General features: G+C 40.4%; 25 protein-coding genes and 2 other annotated features. All 25 genes read right to left on the bottom strand.

What is annotated here, in order from left to right:
* Positions 1-48: 48 nt before the first annotated feature.
* Positions 49-3606 carry a DNA-directed RNA polymerase subunit beta gene (gene rpoB / locus QNH17_RS00625; RefSeq protein ID WP_283876954.1) on the bottom strand — a complete coding sequence of 1186 codons (3558 nt, stop codon included), beginning with the start codon at positions 3604-3606 and terminating at the stop codon, positions 49-51.
* A 252-nt stretch (positions 3607-3858) separates the two neighbouring features.
* Positions 3859-4461, bottom strand: coding sequence for a class I SAM-dependent methyltransferase (locus QNH17_RS00620; protein WP_283876953.1), 603 nt, complete (start codon positions 4459-4461; stop codon positions 3859-3861).
* A gap of 118 nt (positions 4462-4579) precedes the next feature.
* Positions 4580-4942 (bottom strand): 50S ribosomal protein L7/L12, encoded by a 363-nt coding sequence (rplL, locus tag QNH17_RS00615; RefSeq protein WP_144555574.1) that lies wholly within the window; start codon positions 4940-4942, stop codon positions 4580-4582.
* 61 nt (positions 4943-5003) lie between these two features.
* Entirely contained in the window at positions 5004-5504 is a 501-nt protein-coding gene (gene rplJ / locus QNH17_RS00610; RefSeq protein WP_144555575.1) for a 50S ribosomal protein L10, read from the bottom strand.
* A 34-nt stretch (positions 5505-5538) separates the two neighbouring features.
* Positions 5539-5683 (bottom strand) — a sequence feature (ribosomal protein L10 leader region).
* A gap of 53 nt (positions 5684-5736) precedes the next feature.
* A complete protein-coding gene (rplA, locus tag QNH17_RS00605) occupies positions 5737-6435 on the bottom strand; it encodes a 50S ribosomal protein L1 (RefSeq protein ID WP_144555576.1) in 699 nt (232 codons plus the stop codon).
* A 240-nt stretch (positions 6436-6675) separates the two neighbouring features.
* Positions 6676-7101 carry a 50S ribosomal protein L11 gene (gene rplK, locus QNH17_RS00600; RefSeq protein ID WP_026565509.1) on the bottom strand — a complete coding sequence of 142 codons (426 nt, stop codon included), beginning with the start codon at positions 7099-7101 and terminating at the stop codon, positions 6676-6678.
* Positions 7102-7279: 178 nt separating this feature from the next.
* Complete coding sequence (gene nusG / locus QNH17_RS00595; RefSeq protein ID WP_026565508.1) at positions 7280-7813, bottom strand: transcription termination/antitermination protein NusG; 534 nt, start codon at positions 7811-7813, stop codon at positions 7280-7282.
* Between the two features lie 136 nt (positions 7814-7949).
* Positions 7950-8132, bottom strand: a complete 183-nt coding sequence (secE, locus tag QNH17_RS00590; RefSeq protein WP_283876952.1) for a preprotein translocase subunit SecE — start codon at positions 8130-8132, stop codon at positions 7950-7952.
* 45 nt (positions 8133-8177) lie between these two features.
* Positions 8178-8324 carry a 50S ribosomal protein L33 gene (gene rpmG / locus QNH17_RS00585; protein ID WP_098573712.1) on the bottom strand — a complete coding sequence of 49 codons (147 nt, stop codon included), beginning with the start codon at positions 8322-8324 and terminating at the stop codon, positions 8178-8180.
* Positions 8325-8436: 112 nt separating this feature from the next.
* Positions 8437-9087, bottom strand: a complete 651-nt coding sequence (sigH, locus tag QNH17_RS00580; protein ID WP_283876951.1) for an RNA polymerase sporulation sigma factor SigH — start codon at positions 9085-9087, stop codon at positions 8437-8439.
* A gap of 69 nt (positions 9088-9156) precedes the next feature.
* Entirely contained in the window at positions 9157-9666 is a 510-nt protein-coding gene (locus QNH17_RS00575; protein WP_283876950.1) for an NYN domain-containing protein, read from the bottom strand.
* A 3-nt stretch (positions 9667-9669) separates the two neighbouring features.
* Entirely contained in the window at positions 9670-10413 is a 744-nt protein-coding gene (rlmB, locus tag QNH17_RS00570) for a 23S rRNA (guanosine(2251)-2'-O)-methyltransferase RlmB (RefSeq protein ID WP_283876949.1), read from the bottom strand.
* Between the two features lies 1 nt (position 10414).
* A complete protein-coding gene (locus tag QNH17_RS00565; RefSeq protein WP_144555579.1) occupies positions 10415-10834 on the bottom strand; it encodes a Mini-ribonuclease 3 in 420 nt (139 codons plus the stop codon).
* Between the two features lie 3 nt (positions 10835-10837).
* A complete protein-coding gene (gene cysS / locus QNH17_RS00560) occupies positions 10838-12235 on the bottom strand; it encodes a cysteine--tRNA ligase (RefSeq protein ID WP_283876948.1) in 1398 nt (465 codons plus the stop codon).
* Positions 12216-12884: a serine O-acetyltransferase gene (gene cysE / locus QNH17_RS00555; RefSeq protein WP_144555581.1), complete on the bottom strand. Its 669-nt coding sequence runs from the start codon at positions 12882-12884 to the stop codon at positions 12216-12218. Before cysE ends, cysS begins: the two co-directional genes overlap by 20 nt.
* Before the next feature lie 63 nt (positions 12885-12947).
* Positions 12948-13197 (bottom strand) — a binding site (T-box leader).
* A 46-nt stretch (positions 13198-13243) separates the two neighbouring features.
* Positions 13244-14701, bottom strand: coding sequence for a glutamate--tRNA ligase (gene gltX, locus QNH17_RS00550; RefSeq protein ID WP_283876946.1), 1458 nt, complete (start codon positions 14699-14701; stop codon positions 13244-13246).
* 202 nt (positions 14702-14903) lie between these two features.
* Positions 14904-15386: a 2-C-methyl-D-erythritol 2,4-cyclodiphosphate synthase gene (ispF, locus tag QNH17_RS00545; protein ID WP_283876945.1), complete on the bottom strand. Its 483-nt coding sequence runs from the start codon at positions 15384-15386 to the stop codon at positions 14904-14906.
* A 106-nt stretch (positions 15387-15492) separates the two neighbouring features.
* Positions 15493-16197 carry a 2-C-methyl-D-erythritol 4-phosphate cytidylyltransferase gene (ispD, locus tag QNH17_RS00540; protein WP_283876943.1) on the bottom strand — a complete coding sequence of 235 codons (705 nt, stop codon included), beginning with the start codon at positions 16195-16197 and terminating at the stop codon, positions 15493-15495.
* 21 nt (positions 16198-16218) lie between these two features.
* A complete protein-coding gene (locus QNH17_RS00535; RefSeq protein ID WP_283876942.1) occupies positions 16219-17307 on the bottom strand; it encodes a PIN/TRAM domain-containing protein in 1089 nt (362 codons plus the stop codon).
* Positions 17308-17495: 188 nt separating this feature from the next.
* Positions 17496-18569 (bottom strand): DNA integrity scanning diadenylate cyclase DisA, encoded by a 1074-nt coding sequence (gene disA / locus QNH17_RS00530; RefSeq protein WP_144555586.1) that lies wholly within the window; start codon positions 18567-18569, stop codon positions 17496-17498.
* Positions 18570-18572: 3 nt separating this feature from the next.
* Positions 18573-19955, bottom strand: coding sequence for a DNA repair protein RadA (gene radA, locus QNH17_RS00525; protein WP_283876941.1), 1383 nt, complete (start codon positions 19953-19955; stop codon positions 18573-18575).
* Positions 19956-20161: 206 nt separating this feature from the next.
* Positions 20162-22603, bottom strand: coding sequence for an ATP-dependent protease ATP-binding subunit ClpC (gene clpC / locus QNH17_RS00520; protein WP_283876940.1), 2442 nt, complete (start codon positions 22601-22603; stop codon positions 20162-20164).
* A 17-nt stretch (positions 22604-22620) separates the two neighbouring features.
* Positions 22621-23691: a protein-arginine kinase McsB gene (gene mcsB / locus QNH17_RS00515; RefSeq protein WP_283876939.1), complete on the bottom strand. Its 1071-nt coding sequence runs from the start codon at positions 23689-23691 to the stop codon at positions 22621-22623.
* 1 nt (position 23692) lies between these two features.
* On the bottom strand, positions 23693-24241 hold the full coding sequence (gene mcsA, locus QNH17_RS00510) for a protein-arginine kinase activator protein McsA (RefSeq protein ID WP_283876938.1): 549 nt from the start codon (positions 24239-24241) through the stop codon (positions 23693-23695).
* Positions 24242-24266: 25 nt separating this feature from the next.
* Positions 24267-24728 (bottom strand): CtsR family transcriptional regulator, encoded by a 462-nt coding sequence (locus tag QNH17_RS00505; protein WP_026565491.1) that lies wholly within the window; start codon positions 24726-24728, stop codon positions 24267-24269.
* Between the last annotated feature and the right edge of the window lie 279 nt (positions 24729-25007).

Below are 25007 nucleotides of genomic sequence, written 5' to 3'. Positions count from 1 at the left end.
CACGTACAAAAGCGGGAGCGCAAATTGCGCTCCAACTAAATTATATAATTACTCTTTTGAACCCACTTTTTCTGATTCAAATGCTTGTTCAGGAACAATGTTTAACGTATCGACTTGTTGTAAGTCATCGTCATCTTCCGTATCGCGCATTTCAATTTCTTCTTCGTCACCTGAAAGAATTTTTACATCCATTCCTAGACTCTGAAGTTCTTTAATTAATACTTTGAATGATTCTGGAACGCCTGGTTCCGGAACATTTTCACCTTTGACAATCGCTTCGTACGTTTTCACACGACCAACCACGTCATCGGATTTAACCGTAAGGATTTCTTGAAGTGTGTATGCTGCACCGTATGCTTCAAGTGCCCAAACCTCCATCTCACCAAAGCGCTGACCACCAAATTGAGCTTTACCGCCCAGTGGCTGCTGCGTAACTAATGAGTAAGGTCCAGTTGAACGAGCATGGAGTTTATCATCAACCATGTGTGCAAGTTTAATCATATACATGACACCTACAGAGACACGGTTGTCAAATGGTTCCCCAGAACGTCCATCATAAAGGACGGTTTTCGCATCACGAGCCATACCTGCTTCTTCAATTGTTCCCCAAACATCTTCTTCACGCGCTCCGTCAAATACTGGAGACGCAACATGAATGCCTAGGTAGCGTGCTGCCATTCCAAGATGGAGTTCCAGCACCTGTCCAATGTTCATCCGTGATGGTACCCCTAGTGGATTTAACATGATATCGACTGGTGTGCCGTCTGGTAAATACGGCATATCTTCTTCCGGTAAAATTCTTGAGATAACCCCTTTGTTACCGTGACGTCCCGCCATTTTATCACCTTCAGAAATCTTACGTTTCTGAACGATGTAGACACGGACAAGTTGGTTTACACCTGGTGGCAGTTCATCGCCATCTTCACGATTAAAGACTTTAACATCAAGGACAATTCCGCCGCCGCCATGTGGCACACGAAGAGAAGTATCACGGACTTCACGAGCCTTTTCACCGAAGATTGCATGTAAAAGACGTTCTTCTGCTGTTAATTCTGTAACCCCTTTTGGTGTTACTTTACCAACTAACAAGTCACCATCTTTAACTTCGGCACCAGTACGAATGATACCGCGCTCATCCAAGTTACGAAGAGCATCTTCTCCGACGTTTGGAATATCACGTGTAATTTCTTCAGGCCCTAGTTTAGTATCACGGGATTCTGACTCATATTCTTCAATATGAATCGATGTGTATACATCGTCTTTTACAAGACGTTGATTCATAATAATCGCATCTTCATAGTTATAACCATCCCATGTCATAAAGGCAACAAGGACGTTTCGGCCAAGTGCTAATTCTCCTAATTCCATTGATGGACCGTCAGCAAGAATTTCGCCTTTGGTTACACGGTTACCCACTGCAACAATCGGACGTTGGTTATAACATGTACCTTGGTTAGAACGGATGAATTTCAACATGCGGTATTTATCAAGATTTCCTTTTACCTCTTGACCGTCAACCACATTAATACGACGCACCCATACCTCACGTGCTTCCACGTGTTCAACAATACCTTCGTGCTTACAGATCACCGCTGCACCTGAGTCTTTACCAGATACATATTCCATACCTGTTCCAACACGAGGGGCTTCTGGCTGCATAAGCGGTACGGCTTGACGCTGCATGTTCGCACCCATTAGGGCACGGTTGGAGTCATCATTTTCAAGGAACGGAATACACGCTGTTGCCGCAGACACTACTTGCTTTGGTGATACATCCATATAGTCAATGCGTTCACGTTTAACAACTGTGTTCTCACCACGGAAACGAGCAACAACTTCCTCATCTAAGAAGGAACCGTCATCATCTAAACGAGAGTTCGCTTGGGCTACTACATAGTTGTCTTCTTCGTCAGCTGTTAAGTAATCGATCCGAGCAGTAACCTTACCAGTATCAGGGTCAACCCTCCGGTATGGTGTTTCGATAAAGCCAAATCGGTTAACTTTCGCATATGATGATAGCGAGTTAATCAAACCAATGTTTGGACCTTCAGGTGTTTCAATCGGACACATCCGGCCATAGTGAGAGTAGTGAACGTCACGAACTTCCATTCCAGCACGTTCACGCGTTAAACCACCAGGTCCTAATGCAGAGAGACGACGCTTGTGCGTTAATTCAGCAAGCGGGTTGGTTTGGTCCATGAACTGTGATAATTGCGAGCTGCCAAAGAACTCTTTAATAGACGCAATGACTGGACGAATGTTGATCAATTGCTGTGGAGTGATCGTTGCTGTGTCTTGAATTGACATTCTTTCACGAACCACACGCTCCATACGGGATAACCCAATCCGGAATTGATTCTGAAGCAATTCTCCAACAGAACGCAGACGTCTGTTCCCTAAGTGATCGATATCATCCGTATCGCCTACTCCATGCAATAGATTAAAGAAGTAGCTAATCGATGCAATGATATCAGCCGGTGTAATATTTTTAATTGGTTCTGCCACATAGGCATTACCTAAGACATTAATTACTTTTTCACTTTCATCACCAGGAGCATAAATCTTAATATCCTGAAGTGTGATCTCGTCTTCTACAACACCGCCATACGGATTAAAGCCTTTGAAATTAATATTCTTTTCAAGAGCAGGGATAATTCTATCAAGGTTTCTTCTATCTAGAATTAATCCTTTTTCGGCAATAATTTCACCTGTTTCAGGATCCGCAAGGGACTCTGCTAAACGTTGGTTGAATAAACGGTTTTTGATATGAAGCTTTTTATTAATTTTATAGCGGCCTACATTCGCAAGGTCATAGCGCTTAGGGTCAAAGAAACGTGACACTAATAAGCTCTTTGCATTTTCAACGGTAGGTGGTTCACCTGGACGCAGACGCTCATAAATTTCTAAAAGGGCCTTTTCGACACCTTCCGTATTGTCTTTCTCAAGTGTATTACGGATGTATTCGTTATCCCCAATCAATTCAATGATTTCTTGATCAGAGCCGAAACCAAGTGCACGCAAAAGAACCGTAACGGGCAGTTTCCGAGTACGATCTATTCTCACATAAACGACATCTTTAGCATCTGTTTCATATTCGAGCCAAGCGCCGCGGTTCGGAATGACGGTAGCTGAAAAGCCCCTCTTTCCATTTTTATCGAACTTCCCACTATAGTAAACACTCGGAGAGCGCACTAATTGTGAAACGATAACACGTTCTGCCCCATTAATGACAAACGTACCTGTTTCAGTCATAAGTGGAAAATCACCCATAAATACATCTTGATCTTTTACTTCACCTGTTTCTTTGTTTACAAGACGTACTTTTACACGCAAAGGAGCAGAATATGTAACGTCCCGTTCTTTTGATTCCTCTACTGAATACTTTGGATCGCCAAGACTGTAATCAATAAATTCTAGTGATAGGTTACCAGTAAAGTCCTCGATTGGTGAAATATCCTGGAACATTTCACGCAAACCCTCATCAAGAAACCATTGATAAGAAGAGGTTTGGATTTCAATAAGATTTGGTAATTCTAAAACTTCACTGATTCGTGCGTAACTTCTTCGTTGGCGGTGTCGTCCATACTGAACTAGTTGACCTGTCAACTGATTCACCCCTCAAATCAAGCGTTATTATTAAAATCTATTAACGTTTATGGAACAGAAATTTACTCCTTTTCCAGTAAACAAAAAGAAAAAGGGTTTTTAGTTAAAAACCACATTTTCACATTTAGACTATTATTTTGTCATCATTTCCTTAATATTCCTTTTTTATACAAGATATTCAAGTATTTATAGGAATAATTCGGAAATTATTATGATGGCATTTTATAATGCTATCATAGTGACATTTTCAAGTCAACTTTTTTGTGCCCTTATGACAAAATAACCTTTGGATTTGTCAATAGTTTCGACGTGGTTAAATAAATTATTTAATTTTTCAATTGCGGATGGTGCACCTTGTTTCTTTTGAATGACAACCCAGAGCTCCCCTTGTGACACGAGATGATCAAAGCTTTGTTCAAAAATGTCATGGACTGTTTTTTTTCCTGCTCTGATCGGCGGATTTGTTAAAATAGCTGCAAATGTGTTTTCTTTCACATTTAACAACCGATCACTTTCATAGATTGTAACATTCTGGATCCGATTTAATTCTGCATTTTCCTTTGCCAATTCAATAGCCCGCTCATTCACATCAACCATATGTATCATACGTTCATGATAATATTTTGCAAGCGAAAGACCAATTGGACCGTAGCCACAGCCAACATCCAGGAGTAATCCGTCTGTATTTGGCATTTCAAAAGACTCAATTAATAAACGTGAGCCGAAATCTACTTCTCTTTTTGAAAACACACCGTTATCCGTTTTAAAACGAAAAGGGTTATTTTTTAACGTGTAGTCCCAAAATTTCGGGTCACTTTCAACCTTTTGTGTTCGAGAATAGTAGTGTTCAGACAACTGACTCACCTCCGAGGAAGATTAATAATTGAAGATTAACGAGGAAAAGAAACTAAAAATCTAGATTCTATTAAGCCAAAAAAAGCCCGCTTATACAGCGAGCTCGTTTTTGTGATTATTACTTAACTTCAACGTTTGCTCCAACTTCATCAAGCTTAGCTTTGATTGCTTCAGCTTCATCTTTAGAAACGCCTTCTTTAACTGGCTTTGGAGTGTTGTCAACAAGGTCTTTTGCTTCTTTAAGACCAAGACCAGTGATTTCACGTACAACTTTGATAACTTTGATTTTTTGGTCGCCAGCGCCAGCTAGGATTACATCAAATTCAGTCTTTTCTTCAACAGCAGCAGCACCTGCGCCGCCAACCATCGCTACTGGAGCAGCAGCAGTTACGCCGAATTCTTCTTCGATTGCTTTTACTAGATCGTTAAGTTCTAAAACAGTCATAGTTTTAACTGCTTCAATGATTTGTTCTTTAGTCATGATTAATTTCCTCCTTAGTTTTCGTTCAAATTATTTAAAATGCCGTATTCAGGCTAACTTATTAGGCGCCTTGTTCTTCTTTTTGTTCTGCAACTGCTTTTGTAACAAGAGCAAGGTTGCGGATTGGAGCTTGTAGTACGCTGAGTAACATAGATAGTAAACCTTCGCGTGATGGTAGGTCAGCAAGAGCTTTAATTTCTTCAGCTGTTGCAACATTACCTTCAATTACACCTGCTTTAAGTTCAAGTGCTTCATGCTTTTTCGCAAAGTCGTTCAAGATTTTAGCTGGTGCTACTACATCTTCAGTACTGAACGCAATTGCGTTTGGACCAGTTAATGCAGCGTTTAAATCAGCAAGGCCAGCTGCTTCAGCCGCACGGCGTGTCATTGAGTTTTTGTAAACTTTGAATTCCACACCAGCTTCACGAAGCTGTTTACGAAGTTCAGTTACTTCTGCAACTGAAAGACCACGGTAATCAACAACAACTGTTGATACGCTGTTCTTTAATTTATCAGAAATTTCACTAACGATTTGTTGCTTTAATTCGATTGCACTGCTCATCTTTACACCTCCTGTAGAATTTTCTACATTTATACCAGGCAAATAAACGCCTCCATACCGAACGGTGACATGGAGGCAGGATAACAACTGATTACTCAGCTATTTATATCGCATTACCTCGGCAGGGTATTAAGTGCCATTGGCACACCTGCTGTCTACAGTACAAATGTTATTATTTTAAACAACAAAATAGATTATATAAAATCTATTTTAAGTTGTCAATTGGTAAAATTTATTTAACAGCTACTGATGAAGGATCAACTTTAACGCCAGGTCCCATAGTAGAAGCAACAGTTACGTTCTTCATGTAAGTACCTTTTGCAGCAGAAGGCTTCACTTTTAGCATAGTTTCAAATACAGTGTTGAAGTTTTCAACAAGCTTTTCGTTTTCGAATGAAGCTTTACCGATTGGCACGTGGATGTTACCAGACTTGTCAACGCGGTATTCAACTTTACCTGCTTTAATTTCATTGATTGCACGAGTTACATCAAATGTAACTGTACCTGTTTTAGGGTTTGGCATTAAGCCTTTAGGTCCTAATACACGACCTAATTTACCAACTTCACCCATCATGTCAGGAGTTGCTACGATTACATCAAATTCAAACCAACCTTGTTGGATTTTGTTGATGTACTCAGCATCGCCTACATAATCAGCGCCAGCTGCTTCTGCTTCTTTTACTTTTTCCCCTTTAGCGAAAACTAGAACGCGTTGCGTCTTACCAGTTCCGTTAGGAAGCACAACTGCACCACGGATTTGTTGGTCAGCTTTCTTAGGGTCAACGCCTAAACGGAATGCTACTTCAAGAGTTGCATCAAATTTAGCGAAGTTTGTTTGTTTTGCAAGATCAATTGCTTCAACAATTGGATATGCTTTTAGGCGATCTACAAGCTTTGAAGCTTCTAAATACTTCTTACCTTTTTTAGCCATTTTAATTTCCTCCTAGAATTGTGGTTTTAACGTTGAATAACTCCCACGGCGAAAAGCGGAGGCGCCTTGAACAGGGGCGACAGGCATAAGACGAGCCGGCTTGAAGGTTGTTTTTTTACCTTCAGGACGGATTGGCTTATGACCCCGAGCCCCTAGGCGCCGCAGCTAGCCACGAAAAAGGTTGCGAGTGTTTATAACGTCGCAACCCCTTCATTTTACAAAAACAATCAGTTACACGGATTAGTCTTCGATGACGATACCCATGCTGCGAGCAGTACCTTCAACCATGCGCATTGCTGCTTCAACGCTAGCTGCGTTTAGGTCAGGCATTTTCTGTTCCGCAATCTCGCGTACTGTATTACGCTTAACTGTTGCTACTTTATTACGGTTAGGTTCACCAGAACCTGACTGAATTCCAGCTGCTACTTTCAAAAGAACGGCAGCAGGAGGAGTTTTCGTAATAAATGTAAATGAACGGTCTTCAAATACCGTAATTTCAACAGGGATGATCAAACCAGCTTGATCTGCTGTACGAGCGTTAAATTCTTTACAGAATCCCATGATGTTAACACCGGCTTGACCTAGTGCAGGACCAACTGGTGGCGCAGGGTTTGCTTTCCCAGCAGGAATTTGTAATTTAACGACTTTAATTACTTTTTTAGCCACGAGACACACCTCCTTAAAGTCCGTGATGTGGTAATAGGGTCTTTAAGAACCCTCCCACTCAGGCATCTGTCTTTATCTATTGATCATAAAGAACTCGACATAAGTCTTGTCTCACATGGAGACATACTGACCTATGAAATATTACCACTTTTTCAAAATGATTTCAAGTTTTTTTACATTAAAGTTTTTCAATCTGCGTAAAATCAAGTTCTACAGGGGTATCACGGCCGAACATATTAACAAGAACTTTCAGCTTCGCCTTGTCTTTATCCATCTCTTCCACAGATCCTGTAAAGTTAGCAAATGGACCTTCTTTGACGCGGACCGTTTCGCCAATTTCATAATCAGCATCGACACGAGTTTCGGTAACACCCATTCGTTTTAGTATAACGACAACCTCTTCTGGAAGTAACGGTGTCGGTTTAGAACCTGATCCTGATGATCCAACAAACCCTGTTACCCCAGGAGTATTCCGCACTACATACCAAGAATCATCAGTCATTACAATTTCCACTAATACATAACCTGGGAACACTTTGCGCTTTACTACTTTTTTCTTGCCGTTTTTTAGCTCGGTCTCTTCTTCTTCAGGGACAACCACTCGGAAAATCTTATCTTGCATCCCCATTGATTCGACCCGTTTTTCTAAATTTGCTTTTACTTTATTTTCATAACCCGAGTAAGTATGTAGTACATACCAATTTTTTTCCATTTAAGAGGACTAGAACGTCCGTCCCTCCCTATTTAGTAGTCATAGACTATTTTTTAAACAAATAAAAAACCCGTTATACGGGCTTTTAGATAAAAATTCCTTTATTAATCACCATTATACCATGAAAGATGATTTATTATTCAAGAATTAAGCGAATCAATTTTGAAATCCCTAAATCAAGTACTGCAAAGAACGCTGCGAAAAAAACAACGGTCGTTAATACAGTCACCGTCGAGCGTGTTAGTTCTCCGCGTTTTGGCCAGCTAACTTTCCTCATCTCACGGAATATATCACTGAAGAACTTCTTTATGCGCTTCATGTTAAGTAACCCCCAAAATAAAATAACTATAAGAATATAGGATGACTATTTTGTTTCTCGATGAATGGTATGGGTGGTGCACGTTTTACAGAATTTTTTCAATTCTAATCGCTCTGTTTGTGTCTGCTTGCTAATTGTCGAATAGTTACGAGAACCGCAAACTGCACATGCAAGGATAACTTTTTTACTCATCTTCGACACCTTTACCCAATTTTCTATTATATCCTTAAAAATGTACCATGTACCCTAATTATTGTCAATATCCGTTGAAAACGGTTCAAATTCATGCCATAAAGGTAGGTTATTACAGTGAAAATTCACGAAGTTCGAGATATCGTTCCAACTTTCTTTTCACTCGCTGCAGAGCATTATCAATGGATTTCACATGACGATTAAGTTCTTCTGAAATTTCTTGATAAGATTGACCATCCAAGTAAAGGGCTAATACCTTTCTTTCTAAGTCACTTAATAATTCAGTCATTTTAAATTCAATATGGTCAAATTCTTCTTGATTAATGATTAGCTCCTCAGGGTCAAGTATCTTTGCCCCTGACAAAACATCCATTAATGTTCGATCGGACTCCTCATCATATATCGGCTTGTCCAAAGAGACATATGAATTTAACGGGATATGCTTTTGCCGTGTTGCGGTTTTAATGGCTGTTATAATTTGACGAGTAATGCACAGTTCGGCAAATGCTTTAAAGGAGGTCAGTTTGTCCTCTCTGAAGTCACGAATGGCTTTGTACAATCCAATCATGCCTTCTTGGACAATATCTTCTTTATCAGCTCCAATTAAAAAATAGGACCTAGCTTTTGCACGTACAAAATTACGATACTTGTGGATTAAATAATCCAACGCTTCACTATCACCGTGGTGCACCAAATAAACAATTTCTTCATCTTCCATTATGAGGAACTGCTGGTTGACCTTTGTTCCGAAGTCCGTACTCAAAGTAGATCGCCTCCACCGAACAAGCATAGTTAGTAATAGTATACATGACAATTTTTTCAGTGTCCACGTTCACTTTTGACCTCTGCGCCACTTTTCAAAAATTTCTGCCATTTCATCACTCATATTTATTTTCGAGACAGGTTTTTTTTCTTGAATCTTCTTCACTTTCTGTTCGATTCCTTTTTCAATGGAGGACATTTCAATGAGCAGCTCACGAGCGGATTTCCTTAATGCCCCTTGTCCAAAGATAGCCCATTGCTCTGTAAAATCGGAGGTAGCGACATGTATTTGCGTTCTCCGATTACTTAGGCTAATCGCCAATTTTTCAATCCGCTCATCTGCTGTTTCATTTTCTTTAGTAAAGATGACTTCTACTTGATGATTTCTAAATTTCTTCTCTGTTCCTTGTACATAATAGGCATCAAAGACAACAATCACACGATATCCGGAATAGGCTTGATACTCCGCCATTCTTTCAACAAGACGATCTCTTGCTGCTGGCAGATCTCGATCTTTTAACGCCCTAAGTTCCGGCCAGGCCCCAATAATGTTATATCCGTCGACAAGCAGGATATCCATATGTTACCCCTCAAGCGGGTGTCGTTTTCGATATACCTCATACATGAGTAAAGATGCTGCAACAGAAGCATTTAACGATGTAACTTTTCCGACCATTGGCAGGTGAATAAGAAAATCACATTTATCACGGATTAGTCTACCCATTCCTTTTCCTTCACTACCAATGACCAATCCAAGCGGCAGGGTCCCGTCTAACCTGCGGTAGTCATCTTTTCCTTTTGCATCTGTTCCCGCAATCCAAATGCCCCGTTCCTTTAATTCATCAATTGTTCTCGCCATATTTGTGACACGTACGACTGGAATATACTCAATTGCACCTGTTGAGGCTTTAGCTACTGTTGCGGTTAAGCCGACAGCCCTCCGTTTCGGTATAATGATGCCATGTGCCCCCACAGAATCCGCCGTTCTCATAATAGAACCAAGATTATGAGGATCTTCAATTTCATCAAGCAGTAAAAAGAAAGGCGTTTCGTTTTTCTTTTCCGCTGCAGCAAACAAATCATCGATCTCCGCATATTGATATGCGGCAACATAGGCCAGAACTCCTTGATGGTTTTCACCGGAAATTTGGTCAATTTTTTTCTTCGGCACAAATTGAACAATCACATTTGCTTCCTTTGCTAACTGTGTAATTTGCTGCATTTGGCCGCGCTGTGATCCTTCAGCAATTAAGATTTTATTAATATCCCTTTCTGATTTCAGCGCTTCAATAACTGGATTTTTGCCAACAATATATTCTTGTTCCATCCTAGCGTTCCTCCTTTCTCTCATCTACATATCTAAATGCCAGATTAATCAATTCTTCCATCCGTTCTATTTTACCCGTTAAATATAAATAACCCATCAACGCTTCGAACGCTGTACTGTAATGATAGGTTTGGACATCTGTATTTTTAGGAACAGAGCCTGACTTTGCATTTCGACCGCGCATAATCACCGCTAATTCTTCCTCGTCGAGAAGATGATCATCCATCATTTGAAAAAGAATTTTGCATTGTGCCTTTGCTGAAACGTAAGTCGTTCCCGTCCGGTGTAAATGATTGGGTCTTACCTTCCCGCTATAGAGGAGGTGGCGCCTTACATACGTTTCATAAATGGCGTCCCCCATATAGGCAAGGGCGAGACTATTCAATTGTTTGGCATCGACGGTATTCTCATATTCAAGCATGAATTAGCCTCTTTTCCACCTTGTACCTTGCGGGGTATCTTCTAAAATAATATTCATTTCCTTAAGCTGATCTCGGATTTGGTCAGACAATTGGAAATTACGGTCTTTTCGGGCCTGGATTCGTTTTTCAATCAATGCATCAATGTCTTCATCCAGCATTTCTTCTTTTTCAATCGTCAATCCTAAAACTTGGAACAAATCTTCAAACTGTTTAGTAAAGGCATCGATTACCGATACTGCCGTATTTTTTTCTAAAAGATAATAATTCGCCAGTTTCGAGAGGTCAAATAAAACAGAAATGGCTTTCGCTGTGTTGAAATCATCATCCATCGCCTCAATAAACTGTTCTTGTGAGCTTGCAATTTTATCAAGCCATTCTTGATTATTATCGGTTAAATCCGTGCTTGCTTCTTTACGATGCTTTAAATTTTGATAGGAGGTAATCAAGCGTTCAAAGGCTGCTTTCGTACTTTCCAGTAATTCCTCACTGTAATTGATCGGATTGCGGTAATGAACTGATAACATGAAAAAGCGCAGCACTTGTGGATTGTGTTTCTTGATAATGTCATGAACTAACACAAAGTTTCCTAACGACTTCGACATTTTTTCATTGTCAATATTGATATAGCCGTTGTGCATCCAGTAGCGGGAAAATAATTTTCCTGATAGTGCCTCTGACTGGGCAATTTCATTTTCATGATGCGGGAAAGTTAAATCCTGACCACCCGCATGAATATCAATCGTTTCACCCAGATATTTTTTTGCCATTGCTGAGCACTCAATATGCCATCCAGGACGGCCAAGTCCCCATGGGCTTTCCCAGAAGATTTCCCCTTCCTTCGCCGCTTTCCAAAGGGCAAAATCTAAGTCATCTTGTTTCCGATCGCCAACTTCAATTCTTGCGCCTACCTGCAAATCATCAATCGATTGATGCGACAGTTTACCATAGCCATCGAATTTTCTTGTCCGGAAATACACATCTCCAGCCGATTCATATGCGAAACCTTTATCAATTAATTCACTAATAAATTCAATAATAATGTCCATGTTCTCCATTACCCGTGGATGAACATCCGCTTTTTGGCAGCCTAATGCAGACACATCTTCAAAATAGGCATTGATAAACCGGTCAGCAATAGCTGGCACGTCTTCACCTAATTGATTGGCAGCTCGGATTAATTTATCATCTACGTCGGTAAAATTGGAAACATATTTAACATCATAGCCGCGGTATTCTAAATAGCGTCGGACGGTATCAAAAACGATGGCCGGACGGGCATTACCAATATGAATATAATTATAGACAGTCGGACCGCAAACATACATTTTGACCTTTCCCTCTTCAAGCGGTACGAAGGTTTCTTTTTTACGTGTAAGTGTATTATAAAGTTGAATGGCCATTGACTTTTATCCTTTCTCCTTTTAATTCTTCGAGTTCATACATTAATCTATCCAAGTCATTTTGCATTTCTCTTAAGCGGTCGGCAACAGGGTCTGGCAAGTCACAATGGTTTAAGTCTTTTGTAATTTTTCTTCCATCTTGCATGACTACTCTGCCTGGAATTCCTACTACTGTTGAGTTAGGAGGAACTTCTTTCAATACAACCGAGCCGCCGCCAATTTTGGAATTTTCTCCAACTGTGATGGATCCAAGTACCTTAGCCCCCGTAGAAATCAGAACATTATCCTTAATTGTCGGATGCCGTTTTCCTTTTTCTTTCCCCGTTCCACCAAGTGTGACTCCTTGATATATAGTTACATTATCCCCAATTTCACATGTTTCCCCAATAACAACACCCATACCATGGTCAATAAAAAATCTTCTGCCTATTTTTGCCCCGGGATGGATCTCTATACCGGTAAAAAATCGGCTTACTTGCGAAATAACCCTGGCAAGAAAAAATAATTTCCGATTAAAGAGTGCATGTGCGATCCGGTGTGACCAAATGGCATGCAAGCCTGAATAGGTTAAGATGACTTCTAAATGGCTCCTTGCCGCCGGATCTTGCTCGAAAACAACCTCAACATCCTCCCTTAACTTCTTAAACATTACCATTCTCCCCCTATTGTTTGGTAAATAAAAAAAGTAAATAAAAAACGCCTCTGTCATGACGACAGAGGCGCTTAACGCGCGGTTCCACTCTGATTAGACCGGAAAGCATGTATGGTAACAATAGCTCAAAACTTGGTCTCACTCTACCTGTTAACGGATCGGTTCCGCCCATCTCTACTTAGAGTTGACTCTTTTCGAAACAGGGCTCAGAGGTGCATTTCAAAAAACGAGAGGCCTAAACCACTTTCAGCCGGTGATGGTTTTCTCTTTGAAGCATCCTTTTTTTACTTATCCTCTTCTACACTTTAGTAACTATATAATTGTTTATTCTACTATATTACATTTCGTCTTTAATGTTAACTAATAATTTTATTAATTCTTGTTTGGACTTTATTTTTACCTAAAAGTTCAATTGCCTGTGGCAGGTCTGGTCCATGTGTTTGGCCTGTTACTGCAGCACGAATTGGCATAAATAGGTTTTTTCCCTTTTGACCGGTCGACTTTTGGACTGCCTTCATTGCAGCTTTTATTCCGTCAGCTCGGAAATGTTCTAACTGATCCAGTTCATGTGAAAATGCCTTTAACACTTCCGGAACTGTTTCTCCTGCTAGAATTTCCTTCGCATCTTCTTCGTAGTCCGCTTCCTCTTTGAAGAACATGTCGGATAATTCTACGATTTCGGCACCAAAGCTCATTTTTTCCTGCAGGAGTTCGACTAGCCCTTGAACCCATTGATATTGTTCATCCGTTTGACTTTCACTTAAGCGGCCGGCTTTCACCAAGTGCGGTAAAGCCAGTTCAACTGCACGGTCAATCTCAATCTTTTTCATGTATTGGTTATTCATCCACAGCAGTTTCTGCTTATCAAATAATGCAGGGGATTTAGATAAGCGATTCGCATCAAATATCTCAATAAACTCATTCTTAGAGTATATTTCTTCTTCACCTGCCGGCGACCAGCCAAGGAGCGTAATAAAGTTAAATAACGCTTCTGGGAGATATCCTAACTCTTCATATTGTTCAATAAACTGGATGATCGATTCATCGCGCTTACTTAACTTTTTACGGCTTTCATTGACAATCAAAGTCATATGACCAAAAATTGGCGGCTCCCAGCCTAATGCTTCATAGACCATGAGTTGTTTAGGTGTGTTAGAAATATGATCATCTCCACGGAGCACGTGAGAGATTTTCATTAAATAATCATCAACCGTTACCGCAAAGTTATAGGTTGGGGTACCATCCTTTTTAATGATGACCCAGTCGCCCATCCCTTCAGATTCAAAGGAAACGCTGCCCTTTACCATATCATCAAACGTATAGGTTTTCCCTTCAGGTACGATAATCCGAATACTTGGCTGACGGCCTTCGCTTTCTAATTCACGGCGTTGTTCCTCTGTTAAATGGCGGCATTTACCCGAATAATGAGGAGTTTCGCCCCTTTCGGTCTGAGCTTCCCGCTCTGCTTCAATTTCGGCTTCGGTACAATAACACTTATAAGCATGACCTTCAGCTAATAACTGGTTATAGTATGTTTCATAAATATCATTTCGTTCGGATTGGCGGTATGGACCGTATTCGCCGCCGACATCAACACTCTCATCCCAATCCATACCCAGCCATTTTAAATACTTTAACTGGCTTTCTTCTCCACCTGCAATATTCCGCTTTTTATCAGTATCTTCAATACGAATGATAAATTTACCGCCCTGATTACGTGCAAATAAGTAATTAAACAATGCCGTACGGGCGTTTCCAATATGTAAATGCCCCGTTGGACTTGGAGCATATCTTACACGAACTTCATTTGACATTTCAATGCCTCCAATGAGAAAAGCGTAAGCGCCTTGCCCAGGGGCGACTAGCATAAGACGAGCACTGACAGAAGGCGCTTTTTGCCTTCCGAAGTGATCGGCTTATAATTCGAGCCCCTAGGCGCTGAAGCTAGACAGCTTTCCCAAAAATTTATATGGTTTCAACTGATTATTTTATCATTGTCTATGATTTCAAGAAAGGCTATTCATGAACCTTTCTTAATAAAACAACAGCTTGTGAGGCAATTCCTTCTCCTCTGCCTGTGAAGCCCAATTTCTCCGTGGTTGTTGCCTTAACATTGATTTGCTCAGGTGCTGCATCTAGTAGCTCGGCAATTCTCACGCGCATTTGTTCAATATAAGGTGCCATTTTCGGCTTTTGAGCTATGATTGTACAATCAGCATTAACCAGCTCGTATCCTTTATTTTTCACCAATTGCCACACATGCTCCATTAACTTCGCGGAGTCAGCATCTTTAAAATTGGGATCGGTATCAGGAAAGTGTTTGCCAATATCACCTTCCCCAATCGCACCTAGACAAGCATCAGAAACTGTATGTAATAAAACATCTGCATCCGAATGACCTAATAATCCCATTTCATAAGGTATGTTTATTCCGCCTATAATCAACGGACGCCCTTCCGTTAGTTGATGCACATCAAACCCTTGACCAATTCGAAACATCCTAAAAACTCCTTTTTCTCAGTTGTCTAGCTGCAGCGCCTAGGGGCTCGGGGTCATAAGCCAATCCGTCAAGAAGGTTAAAGAGCAACCTTCTCGCCGGCTCGTCTTATGCCTGTCGCCCCTGGGCAAGTCGCTTCCGCTTTTCTAGTATTGCCTCTGCAAAAAATATATCTTCTGGTGTTGTTAATTTGATATTATCGTAGTCGCCCTCTACCATCGTAATAGGATGGCCTGTCCTCTCCACTAAACTAGCATCATCTGTTCCTAGAAAGGAGTCTTTTTCTGCCTTCTCATAGGCCTCCATCAGAAGAGAAATGCGAAAAGCTTGTGGGGTTTGGACCGCCCACAAGCTTGAACGTTCAACAGTTTCCACCACCAAACCATCCTGAACCTTTTTGATGGTGTCCTTTGCCGGTACTCCTAAAATGGCCGCCCCTGTATCCTCAGCCACTTTTGTCAAACGGTAGATATGTTCTTTACTGATAAAAGGACGTGCCGCATCATGAACAAGAATGATCCCGTCTGTTTCCACTGTTTTCAGCGCATTAAAAATGCTATCCTGTCGTTCCTTACCACCATGCACTAAGTGGATTGCTTTGGCAACATTATACTTGATAAATAAGGCTTTAAATTCCTCTTCATCTTGGGGATGGATCGCTACAATAATTTTGCTGCAGGCATTATCCTCTTCAAACACCTTTAATGTATGGATTAGTACAGGTACACGATTAAGCTCTAAAAGAAGCTTATTTTTCCCTGCTCCCATTCTTTTTCCCTGACCCGCTGCCGGGAGAATGACTTGGTAAGTCATAAAATTACCCCAATCTTTCAATCATAGTGCTTTTTCTAATAATTTTGGTTTGGCAAATATCATTCTACCGGCCGATGTTTGGAGAACACTTGTAACGAGAACCTCAATTCGTTTCCCGATATATTCTCTTCCTTCCTCGACAACGATCATGGTTCCGTCATCTAAGTAAGCAACGCCCTGATGATATTCCTTGCCATCTTTAATTACCTGAACTGTTAATTCTTCTCCTGGAAGAACAACAGGTTTGACGGCATTCGCTAAGTCATTGATGTTTAACACCGAAACATTCTGCAATTCGCAGACTTTATTCAAATTAAAATCATTTGTGACTAAGATTCCATTTGTGATTTTTGCCAGTTTAACAAGTTTTGAATCCACTTCACTAATTTCCTCAAAATCACCTTCATAGATTTCGACTTTAATGGCAAGTTCCTTTTGAATTCGATTTAAGATATCCAAGCCTCTACGGCCGCGATTTCGTTTTAAGACATCGGATGAATCAGCAATATGCTGTAATTCCTCGAGGACAAACTGTGGAATGACAATCGTACCCTCTAAAAATCCCGTCTGACAAATATCAGCAATACGTCCATCAATGATCACACTTGTATCTAGTATTTTTAAAGATTGATTCGCTTCCTTTTCACTTTCATCATCACTGGATTTTTTCTTATTACTGCGGTTTCCAAAGAGGCCCAGCAGCTCATCCCTTTTCTTAAAGCCTACCTGAAAGCCAAGGTAACCAAATAAAATGGTCAGCAAGATTGGTACAACAGCATTTAAAATCGGTACTTGCACCGCATTCAGGGCAAAGCCGATTAAAAAGGCAACCAACAACCCGAATATTAAGCCAACACTACCAAAAAGGACATCGGTTACAGGGATTTTCACTAAAGAATCTTCGGCCCATTTAATAAAATTAAAGACATAATCTACTGCCCAAAAGGTAATAAGATAAAAAATAATAGCACCTAAAACAGCAGTGATATACGAGTTGTTAATTAAGGAAATGTCATTGATATGAAGTAAATTGAACAATTCCGGTAATAACAAAATACCAAGCGTACCACCCATAATGAGGAAGCAAGCCTGCACAATACGTTTTAACATTCCTTCACCTCCTCTACTCATTATAAACATATTCATAAAAATGAAACCTTAATTTCTGATTATTTTTCACTTAAAGATTCTTGTTAAAAGAGTAGTTCCCGTGAATTATTTATAGATGATTTCTCCATAGGGTAGCATTGGAAAAATTCCATGTCAAACAATTGGATTTTTTTTACTATTTATTTCTTTTAAAGGTGACGATCAGTGTATAACCGTTCTTTAATTAATTTAAAACCTTCCTTGATCTTTTTAGCACGAACTTCCCCAATCCCTTCAACTTCGTCGAGTTCCTCTACAGATGCTGAGATGATTTTGGCAAGCTCCCCAAATCTGCTAATTAGATTTTCAATGATGATGGATGGAAGTCTTGGAATTTTATTTAGAATCCGGTAGCCGCGTGGACTTTTATTTTCCTCAAGATGGACATAGCCCAGATATCCCATTAATTTTAATAACACCATATCTTCGATTGTTCCATTTGAAGTCATTGACTGCATTCGGCCTAGAACATCTCTAGCTTTGATGTCTCTGTCAAAGGCATAATCTTTAATAATGAGCATTGTTTCCTCTTCTAAGTCAGTTAGAATTTCATTCAGTTGTAAACGAATGAGACGCCCTTCAGTCCCTAATTCATGTAAATAGGTTAGCAGTTCGTTTTTAATCTTTAAGACCATTTCAAACCGATGGAGAACCAGTAAAAAGTCATTATAAGTGACAGACTCTTCAAACTCTAGAATACTTAAATTCGTAATACTTTGTTCTAGGACTGTCTTATACTTTTCAAGCGTCTGAATGGCTTGATTGGCCTTTGTTAAAATAACCGCAATATCTTTTAAGGCATAGCGGAAGTTCCCTTGATACAGAGTAATTACATTTCTCCTTTGGGAGATGGCAATAACTAAGGCTTTTGTTTGTTTCGCTGTTCTTTCAGCTGTGCGGTGCCGCATTCCTGTTTCTGTAGAGGGGATATCGGAGTCAGGGGCCAGCTGAGCATTGGCAAACAGAATTTTATTTCCTAATTCATTAAGGATAATCGCCCCGTCCATTTTGGCTAATTCATATAAAAAGCTTGGTGAAAAAGGACAATTAATTTCAAAGCCGCCATCAACGATACTTTTCACTTTTTCGTTAAAACCAATGACAATTAGGCCTCCTGTATTGGCACGAAGGACATTGTCAATCCCCTCGCGAATGGGTGTACCAGGAGCAAGGAATTGTAATATCTCACTTACGGTATGTTCACCTAGCTTTTTATTCTCCATCTGCTACCCTCCCAACGCTGCTTTCAATGCTTCACTTACATTCGATACCCCAATGAGTTCGACTCCCCTTGGTCCCTTCCAGCCGCTAAGATTATTAGCGGGCAGAATGACTCGCTCAAAACCAAGCTTGGCCGCTTCTTGGACACGCTGCTCAATTCTTGATACCCTTCTTACTTCCCCTGTTAAACCGACTTCACCAATAATGCAGTCCGTCGGCCTTGTTGGTTTATCTCTAAAGCTCGAAGCAATACTGACAGCTACAGCCAAATCAATGGCTGGCTCGTCCAATTTCACCCCGCCAGCAACTTTTAAATAGGCATCTTGGTTCTGGAGAAGCATCCCAACTCGCTTTTCTAATACCGCCATCAGAAGCGGCACACGATTGTGGTCAATTCCAGTGGCCATTCTTCTTGGATTCCCAAAACTGGTAGGGGAAATTAACGCTTGAATTTCGACAAGGACTGGTCTTGTCCCTTCCATCGATGCAACCACCGTAGAGCCAGCTGCACCCCGTGAACGCTCTTCTAGAAAGATTTCAGAGGGATTGGCTACTTCTTCTAGGCCCAGTTCCTTCATTTCAAAAATTCCCATTTCATTGGTTGAACCAAAACGGTTTTTAACTGCACGCAGAATCCGATAGGTATGGTGTCTCTCTCCTTCAAAATAGAGAACAGTATCCACCATATGCTCTAACAGCCTTGGACCAGCAATTGACCCTTCTTTTGTTACGTGTCCAACAATAAAGATCGCAATCCCCTTCGTTTTCCCAATTCTCATTAATTCCGAGGTACACTCACGAACCTGTGAAACACTTCCCGGTGCGCTTGTTACATCTGGGTGAAAGACCGTCTGGATTGAATCTATAATGACAAAGCTAGGATTGGTACTATCAATGGTCCGGTTGATTTCTTCAAGATTCGTTTCAGAATAAACGAGGAGATTTTCAGAAGATATTCCTAATCGCTCCGCACGAAGTTTAGTTTGCCGTAAAGATTCCTCACCAGATATGTATAAAACCTGATTTCCTTTATTTGCAAGTTGGGAGGATACCTGCAAAAGAAGCGTTGACTTCCCAATTCCAGGGTCTCCGCCAATCAGGACTAAAGAACCCTTTACCACACCGCCCCCAAGGACACGGTTTAATTCGTTTAAATCCGTTAGAATCCGCGGTTCATTTTCCATTTCAATTGAATTGATCGGCATCGGTTTGGATAACAGTCCTGCTCCGCCTTGAGAATGGGCAAATGCACCTCTCCTCGCGGTACCAGTCACTTCCACTTCCTCCACCATCTTATTCCATTCACCACAGCCAGGACATTTCCCCATCCACTTGGGCGATTCATATCCGCAAGCCTGACACATAAACTTCGTCTTTCGTTTTGCCATTATCTTTCGACCCTTTCTTAACTAAAAAGAACAAAAGGCGCACACACCAGATAGCGAAATACGCTGGGTGCAGGAGCCAAATTTTGCTAACTATTTAAAGGTTACCACACCTTTTTTATTTTTTCATTTGAAAAAGTCGATAGAAAAAGAGGTACACGATTTAATTTTATTTACGTGTACCTCTTCATAGATATTACGACTTAGTCCTATTTTACTAAACTGGTATTCTCAGCAACTCGAACCAAAAATTCTCCATTATCAACATCAATAATCGCATGCTGTCCTGTTAATAATGTCCCCTTTAATAGTTCTTCCGAAAGTCTGTCTTCAATATGTTTTTGAATCGCACGGCGTAATGGTCGTGCCCCATATTCAGGATCATAGCCTTCCTGAGAAATTTTCTCTTTTGCCGCAGCCGTTAATTCTATAGAAATATGTTGCTCTTTTAAGCGTTTAATTAACTGCTCTGATAATAAAGTCACAATTTCTTCAAGATGCTTCCGCTCTAAAGCATGGAAAACAATAATCTCATCGATACGGTTAAGGAATTCAGGACGGAAAGCTTTCTTTAATTCTCCCATCACTTTCCCTTTCATATCTTTATAGTCTTGATCTCCATCTTGAATATTAAAGCCGACATACTTGTTTCGTTTTAGTGCTTCAGCACCAACATTGGATGTCATAATGAGGACAGTATTACGGAAGTCAACCGTTCTGCCTTTAGAATCAGTTAATCGGCCGTCCTCAAGTACTTGCAGCAGGATATTAAATACATCTGGATGAGCCTTTTCAATTTCATCTAATAACACCACAGAATATGGCTTTCTGCGAACCTTTTCAGTTAATTGACCGCCTTCCTCATAACCTACATATCCTGGCGGTGAACCAACTAGACGAGAAGTCGAGTGCTTCTCCATATACTCGGACATATCAATCCGAATCATCGCATCCTCGTCACCAAACATCGCTTCAGCAAGCGCACGGGCTAATTCGGTTTTCCCAACACCTGTTGGTCCAAGGAAAACAAAGGAACCGATTGGTCGTTTTGGATCTTTTAATCCTGCACGAGCACGACGTACAGCCTTCGATACAGCTTTTACTGCTTCTTCCTGGCCAATCACACGAGAATGAAGAAGTTCTTCTAAATTTAGCAACTTCGCCATTTCTGTTTCCGCCAGCTTAGAAACAGGAACCCCGGTCCAGCTGGAAACGACGCTTGCGATATCTTCGACGGTTACTTCATTGTTTTCTTTTCCTTGTTTTTCCTTCCAATTCTTCTTTGTCTCTTCCAGTTGTTCACGTAAACGCTGTTCTGTATCTCTTAAGGAAGCAGCCTTTTCAAACTCCTGGCTCTGTACAGCAGAATCCTTTTCCTTGCGAACTTCTTCCAACTTCACTTCTAATTCTTTTAAATTTGGAGGAGTGGTAAAGGAACGTAGTCGTACCTTAGAACCTGCTTCATCAATTAAATCAATCGCTTTATCCGGCAGGAAGCGGTCAGAGATATAGCGGTCTGAAAGTTTTACTGCCGCTTGAATCGCTTCATCTGTAATTGATACACGGTGATGTGCCTCGTAACGGTCGCGAAGACCCTCTAAGATCTGAATTGATTCTTCAAGTGTCGGCTCATCCACACGAATTGGCTGGAAGCGTCGTTCTAATGCAGCATCCTTTTCGATATATTTACGATATTCATCAAGGGTTGTTGCACCAATACATTGCAGTTCACCGCGTGCAAGTGACGGCTTTAAGATATTAGAAGCATCTATTGCTCCTTCCGCACCACCAGCACCAATTAAGGTATGCAGCTCATCAATGAAAAGAATAATATTCCCTGCTTGGCGTATTTCATCCATGACCTTTTTCAAACGATCTTCAAATTCACCACGATATTTAGTTCCAGCTACCACTGTCCCCATATCAAGAGTCATCACTCGTTTATCCCGAAGAATTTCAGGAACTTCGTTATTAACAATTTGCTGGGCAAGACCTTCTGCAATCGCTGTTTTACCAACACCCGGCTCCCCAATTAATACAGGGTTGTTTTTTGTCCGACGACTTAAAACTTCAATCACACGTTGAATTTCTTTTCCGCGGCCAATTACCGGGTCAAGACTACCCTCGCGTGCGATCGAGGTTAGATCGCGTGCAAGACTGTCAAGTGTTGGTGTGTTTGCACTGGCAGATGCACCGCCTTGATGCCCGCCTGACTCATTGCTTCCTAATAGTTGAAGTACTTGCTGTCTTGCCTTATTTAGGCTTACACCAAGATTATTAAGGACTCGTGCGGCAACCCCTTCCCCTTCACGGATTAAACCAAGGAGAATATGCTCCGTGCCTACATAGGAATGTCCTAATTTGCGTGCCTCATCCATCGATAATTCGATGACCTTTTTAGCCCTTGGAGTATAGTGAATAGTTTGAGAAGCTTCCTGTCCTTTGCCAATTAAGTTTTCTACTTCCTTTTGGATTTTTTCAGAACCTAAGCCAAGCCCATAAAGTGCTTTTGCTGCAATCCCTTCCCCTTCACGAGTTAATCCTAATAAAATATGCTCTGTTCCAATATTGTTATGTCCAAGACGAATCGCTTCCTCTTGTGCTAATGCTAGAACTTTCTGCGCTCTTTCAGTAAAACGGCCGAACATCATATTCTCTTCCTCCTCACCTATTTTTCTTGCTCCATTTTTATTCGTTCCCTAATTAATGCTGCCCGTCTGATATCTCTTTCATGTGGTCTTAATGAACCGCCAGCATATTGCTGCAGGAAACCTGGCTGGGTCAGTATCATTAATTCATTTAATATCGTCTTAGGCATATTTTCAATATAACCCATATCTATTCCAAGCCGAACATCTGATAAACATCTTGCTGCTTCTTTTGATTCGATGATTCGGCTATTAGATAACACACCCAGTGAACGGAACACCCTGTCTTCTAATTGTATGTTTGAAGTTTTCCGTAATGCTTCACGTGCTGACCTTTCTTGTGAAATTAACTGGCTAACAACTCCTTTGAGATCTCGGCAAATATCCTCCTCCGATTTTCCAAGGGTAATTTGATTAGAAATTTGAAATATATTACCTAATGCTTCGCTGCCTTCACCATAAATTCCTCTAACAACTAGACCTAATTGATTGATTGCCGGAATAATTCGACTAATTTGCTGTGTTAAAATTAGTCCTGGCAAATGCATCATGACAGAAGCACGAAGACCGGTTCCCACATTTGTAGGACAACTGGTTAAATAACCATGCTTCTCATCAAATGCATATTGAATATTACTTTCAAGCCAATCATCAATTTCATTAGCAGCATCTAAGGCTTCAGATAATTGCAATCCAGGAAATAAGCATTGAATACGAATATGATCTTCTTCATTAATCATAATACTAACTTCTTCATTTTCGGTTAATAAAACAGCACCATGTGGTGAATCCTCTGCTAGATTTGGACTAATTAAATGTTTTTCCACCAACACCCTTTTTTGCAGAGGCTGAAGTTCATTAATTTTCAACAATTCCATTTGACCAAACTTTTGAAGGTCTGACTGATTTAATATTTCCTCCATTTTTTCAATAATGATCTTTGCTTCTTCGTGTGAAAAAAGTGTTGGAAATTTATATGCATCAAAGTTACGAGCCAAACGAATGCGGGAACTGAGAACAATATCTGAATCAGGTCCTTCTTCACTCATCCAGGAGCTGACAGCTTGATTTAAAAATCGTTCAAGCGACATGTTATTCCCCTCCCTCTTGGCTGGCTGCTAGTTTTCTCTCTAACTGACGTATTTCATCACGAATCTCAGCAGCCTTTTCAAATTCTTCATTGGCAATTGATTCTTTTAAGTTACTTTTTAATTCATCAATCTGTTTTCGTAAGTGGATTCCTCCACCAATTCTCTTTGGTATTTTTCCATTATGTGTCCAGTTTCCACTATGAAGTCGCCGTAATACAGGCTTCAATTGTTCTTTAAATACTTCATAACAATGAGAACATCCAAAGCGGCCCACTTTTAAAAACTGCGAAAATGTCATCGAGCAAGAATCACATTGAAGAATTTCCTCCTGATGAAATGGACTTTGACTTGGTTTTTGAAAAGTAGGGTCTATATTTAATAATCCTGCTAACAAATTATTAAAAGCGAATCCAGATTCCCCATTAAAAATAAACATTTCTCCCTTTTCCTGCGCACATTTTTCACACAGATGAACTTCGGTCTTTTCACCATTAATGATTTTCGTAAAGTGAAGGGCTGCAGGTCTTTGGTTGCATTCCTGGCAAATCATACTTTCACCTCTCAAGCGAAAAAATTTATTTATATTTTAAAGATGTAAGCATTGCTTTTAGCATTCTCGCTCTTAATTCGTCTCGGTATGGAAGATCAATATAAAGGACGGATCGGTCAATTACACTGAGCATAATTTTCGCTTCCCGCTGTGAGACAATTTCTTCTTGAACGAGTCTGAATATGACATCCTCTGCACTGGTTTGACTAATCCTGCTTTGAATAAGTGCGAGTGATTGTTCAATTAAATGAGCAAGATCATGGGACTGGACCTTCATGATCCGTATATACCCACCGCCGCCCCGTTTACTCTCTACAATGTATCCTCTTTCGATCGTAAAACGGGTATTAATTACATAATTGATTTGTGATGGAACGCATTGAAATTTGTCTGCGATTTCACTTCGTTTGATTTCAACAAGGTCTCTTTCACTTAATTCCAATACTTGTTTGAGATATTTTTCTATAATATCAGAGATGTTTCTCATCTTCCCACCCCCATTCTCTGACTTTGACTATATTTGACTAAATTATACTGAATTTTTTATGTAGATGCAACGATTCACTACTAATGATTTTCTCCAAATCTCGCCATTGTGAAACGTAGGTTTGATTAAAAAGTATTGTGGTGATGGAGAGCAGATGCATGTGAATATAAAAAAACAACCTATTTAGGTTGTCCTTAATTCACGTTATACGGTACTAGGGGCAGGGGCAGTAGTTGAACTTCTTTATAAATTAGCCAGGTATCGTTGAATCTACAGCTG

The organism is Neobacillus sp. SuZ13 (assembly GCF_030123365.1).
Lineage (GTDB): Bacteria > Bacillota > Bacilli > Bacillales > Cytobacillaceae > Neobacillus.
Note: the sequence above shows the minus strand (reverse complement) of the source record. Positions and strands in the feature narration are given on the sequence as shown.

What these genes read in the sequence shown, in the direction of transcription:
- rplL (WP_144555574.1), bottom strand. Translation starts at nt 4,942, where the DNA reads ATGACTAAAGAACAAATCATTGAAGCAGTTAAAACTATGACTGTTTTA.
- rplJ (WP_144555575.1), bottom strand. Translation starts at nt 5,504, where the DNA reads ATGAGCAGTGCAATCGAATTAAAGCAACAAATCGTTAGTGAAATTTCT.
- rplA (WP_144555576.1), bottom strand. Translation starts at nt 6,435, where the DNA reads ATGGCTAAAAAAGGTAAGAAGTATTTAGAAGCTTCAAAGCTTGTAGAT.
- nusG (WP_026565508.1), bottom strand. Translation starts at nt 7,813, where the DNA reads ATGGAAAAAAATTGGTATGTACTACATACTTACTCGGGTTATGAAAAT.
- secE (WP_283876952.1), bottom strand. Translation starts at nt 8,132, where the DNA reads ATGAAGCGCATAAAGAAGTTCTTCAGTGATATATTCCGTGAGATGAGG.
- rpmG (WP_098573712.1), bottom strand. Translation starts at nt 8,324, where the DNA reads ATGAGTAAAAAAGTTATCCTTGCATGTGCAGTTTGCGGTTCTCGTAAC.
- QNH17_RS00575 (WP_283876950.1), bottom strand. Translation starts at nt 9,666, where the DNA reads ATGGATATCCTGCTTGTCGACGGATATAACATTATTGGGGCCTGGCCG.
- rlmB (WP_283876949.1), bottom strand. Translation starts at nt 10,413, where the DNA reads ATGGAACAAGAATATATTGTTGGCAAAAATCCAGTTATTGAAGCGCTG.
- QNH17_RS00565 (WP_144555579.1), bottom strand. Translation starts at nt 10,834, where the DNA reads ATGCTTGAATATGAGAATACCGTCGATGCCAAACAATTGAATAGTCTC.
- cysS (WP_283876948.1), bottom strand. Translation starts at nt 12,235, where the DNA reads ATGGCCATTCAACTTTATAATACACTTACACGTAAAAAAGAAACCTTC.
- cysE (WP_144555581.1), bottom strand. Translation starts at nt 12,884, where the DNA reads ATGTTTAAGAAGTTAAGGGAGGATGTTGAGGTTGTTTTCGAGCAAGAT.
- gltX (WP_283876946.1), bottom strand. Translation starts at nt 14,701, where the DNA reads ATGTCAAATGAAGTTCGTGTAAGATATGCTCCAAGTCCAACGGGGCAT.
- ispF (WP_283876945.1), bottom strand. Translation starts at nt 15,386, where the DNA reads ATGTTTCGAATTGGTCAAGGGTTTGATGTGCATCAACTAACGGAAGGG.
- ispD (WP_283876943.1), bottom strand. Translation starts at nt 16,197, where the DNA reads ATGACTTACCAAGTCATTCTCCCGGCAGCGGGTCAGGGAAAAAGAATG.
- QNH17_RS00535 (WP_283876942.1), bottom strand. Translation starts at nt 17,307, where the DNA reads ATGTTAAAACGTATTGTGCAGGCTTGCTTCCTCATTATGGGTGGTACG.
- disA (WP_144555586.1), bottom strand. Translation starts at nt 18,569, where the DNA reads ATGGAGAATAAAAAGCTAGGTGAACATACCGTAAGTGAGATATTACAA.
- radA (WP_283876941.1), bottom strand. Translation starts at nt 19,955, where the DNA reads ATGGCAAAACGAAAGACGAAGTTTATGTGTCAGGCTTGCGGATATGAA.
- clpC (WP_283876940.1), bottom strand. Translation starts at nt 22,603, where the DNA reads ATGATGTTCGGCCGTTTTACTGAAAGAGCGCAGAAAGTTCTAGCATTA.
- mcsB (WP_283876939.1), bottom strand. Translation starts at nt 23,691, where the DNA reads ATGTCGCTTGAACGATTTTTAAATCAAGCTGTCAGCTCCTGGATGAGT.
- mcsA (WP_283876938.1), bottom strand. Translation starts at nt 24,241, where the DNA reads ATGATTTGCCAGGAATGCAACCAAAGACCTGCAGCCCTTCACTTTACG.
- QNH17_RS00505 (WP_026565491.1), bottom strand. Translation starts at nt 24,728, where the DNA reads ATGAGAAACATCTCTGATATTATAGAAAAATATCTCAAACAAGTATTG.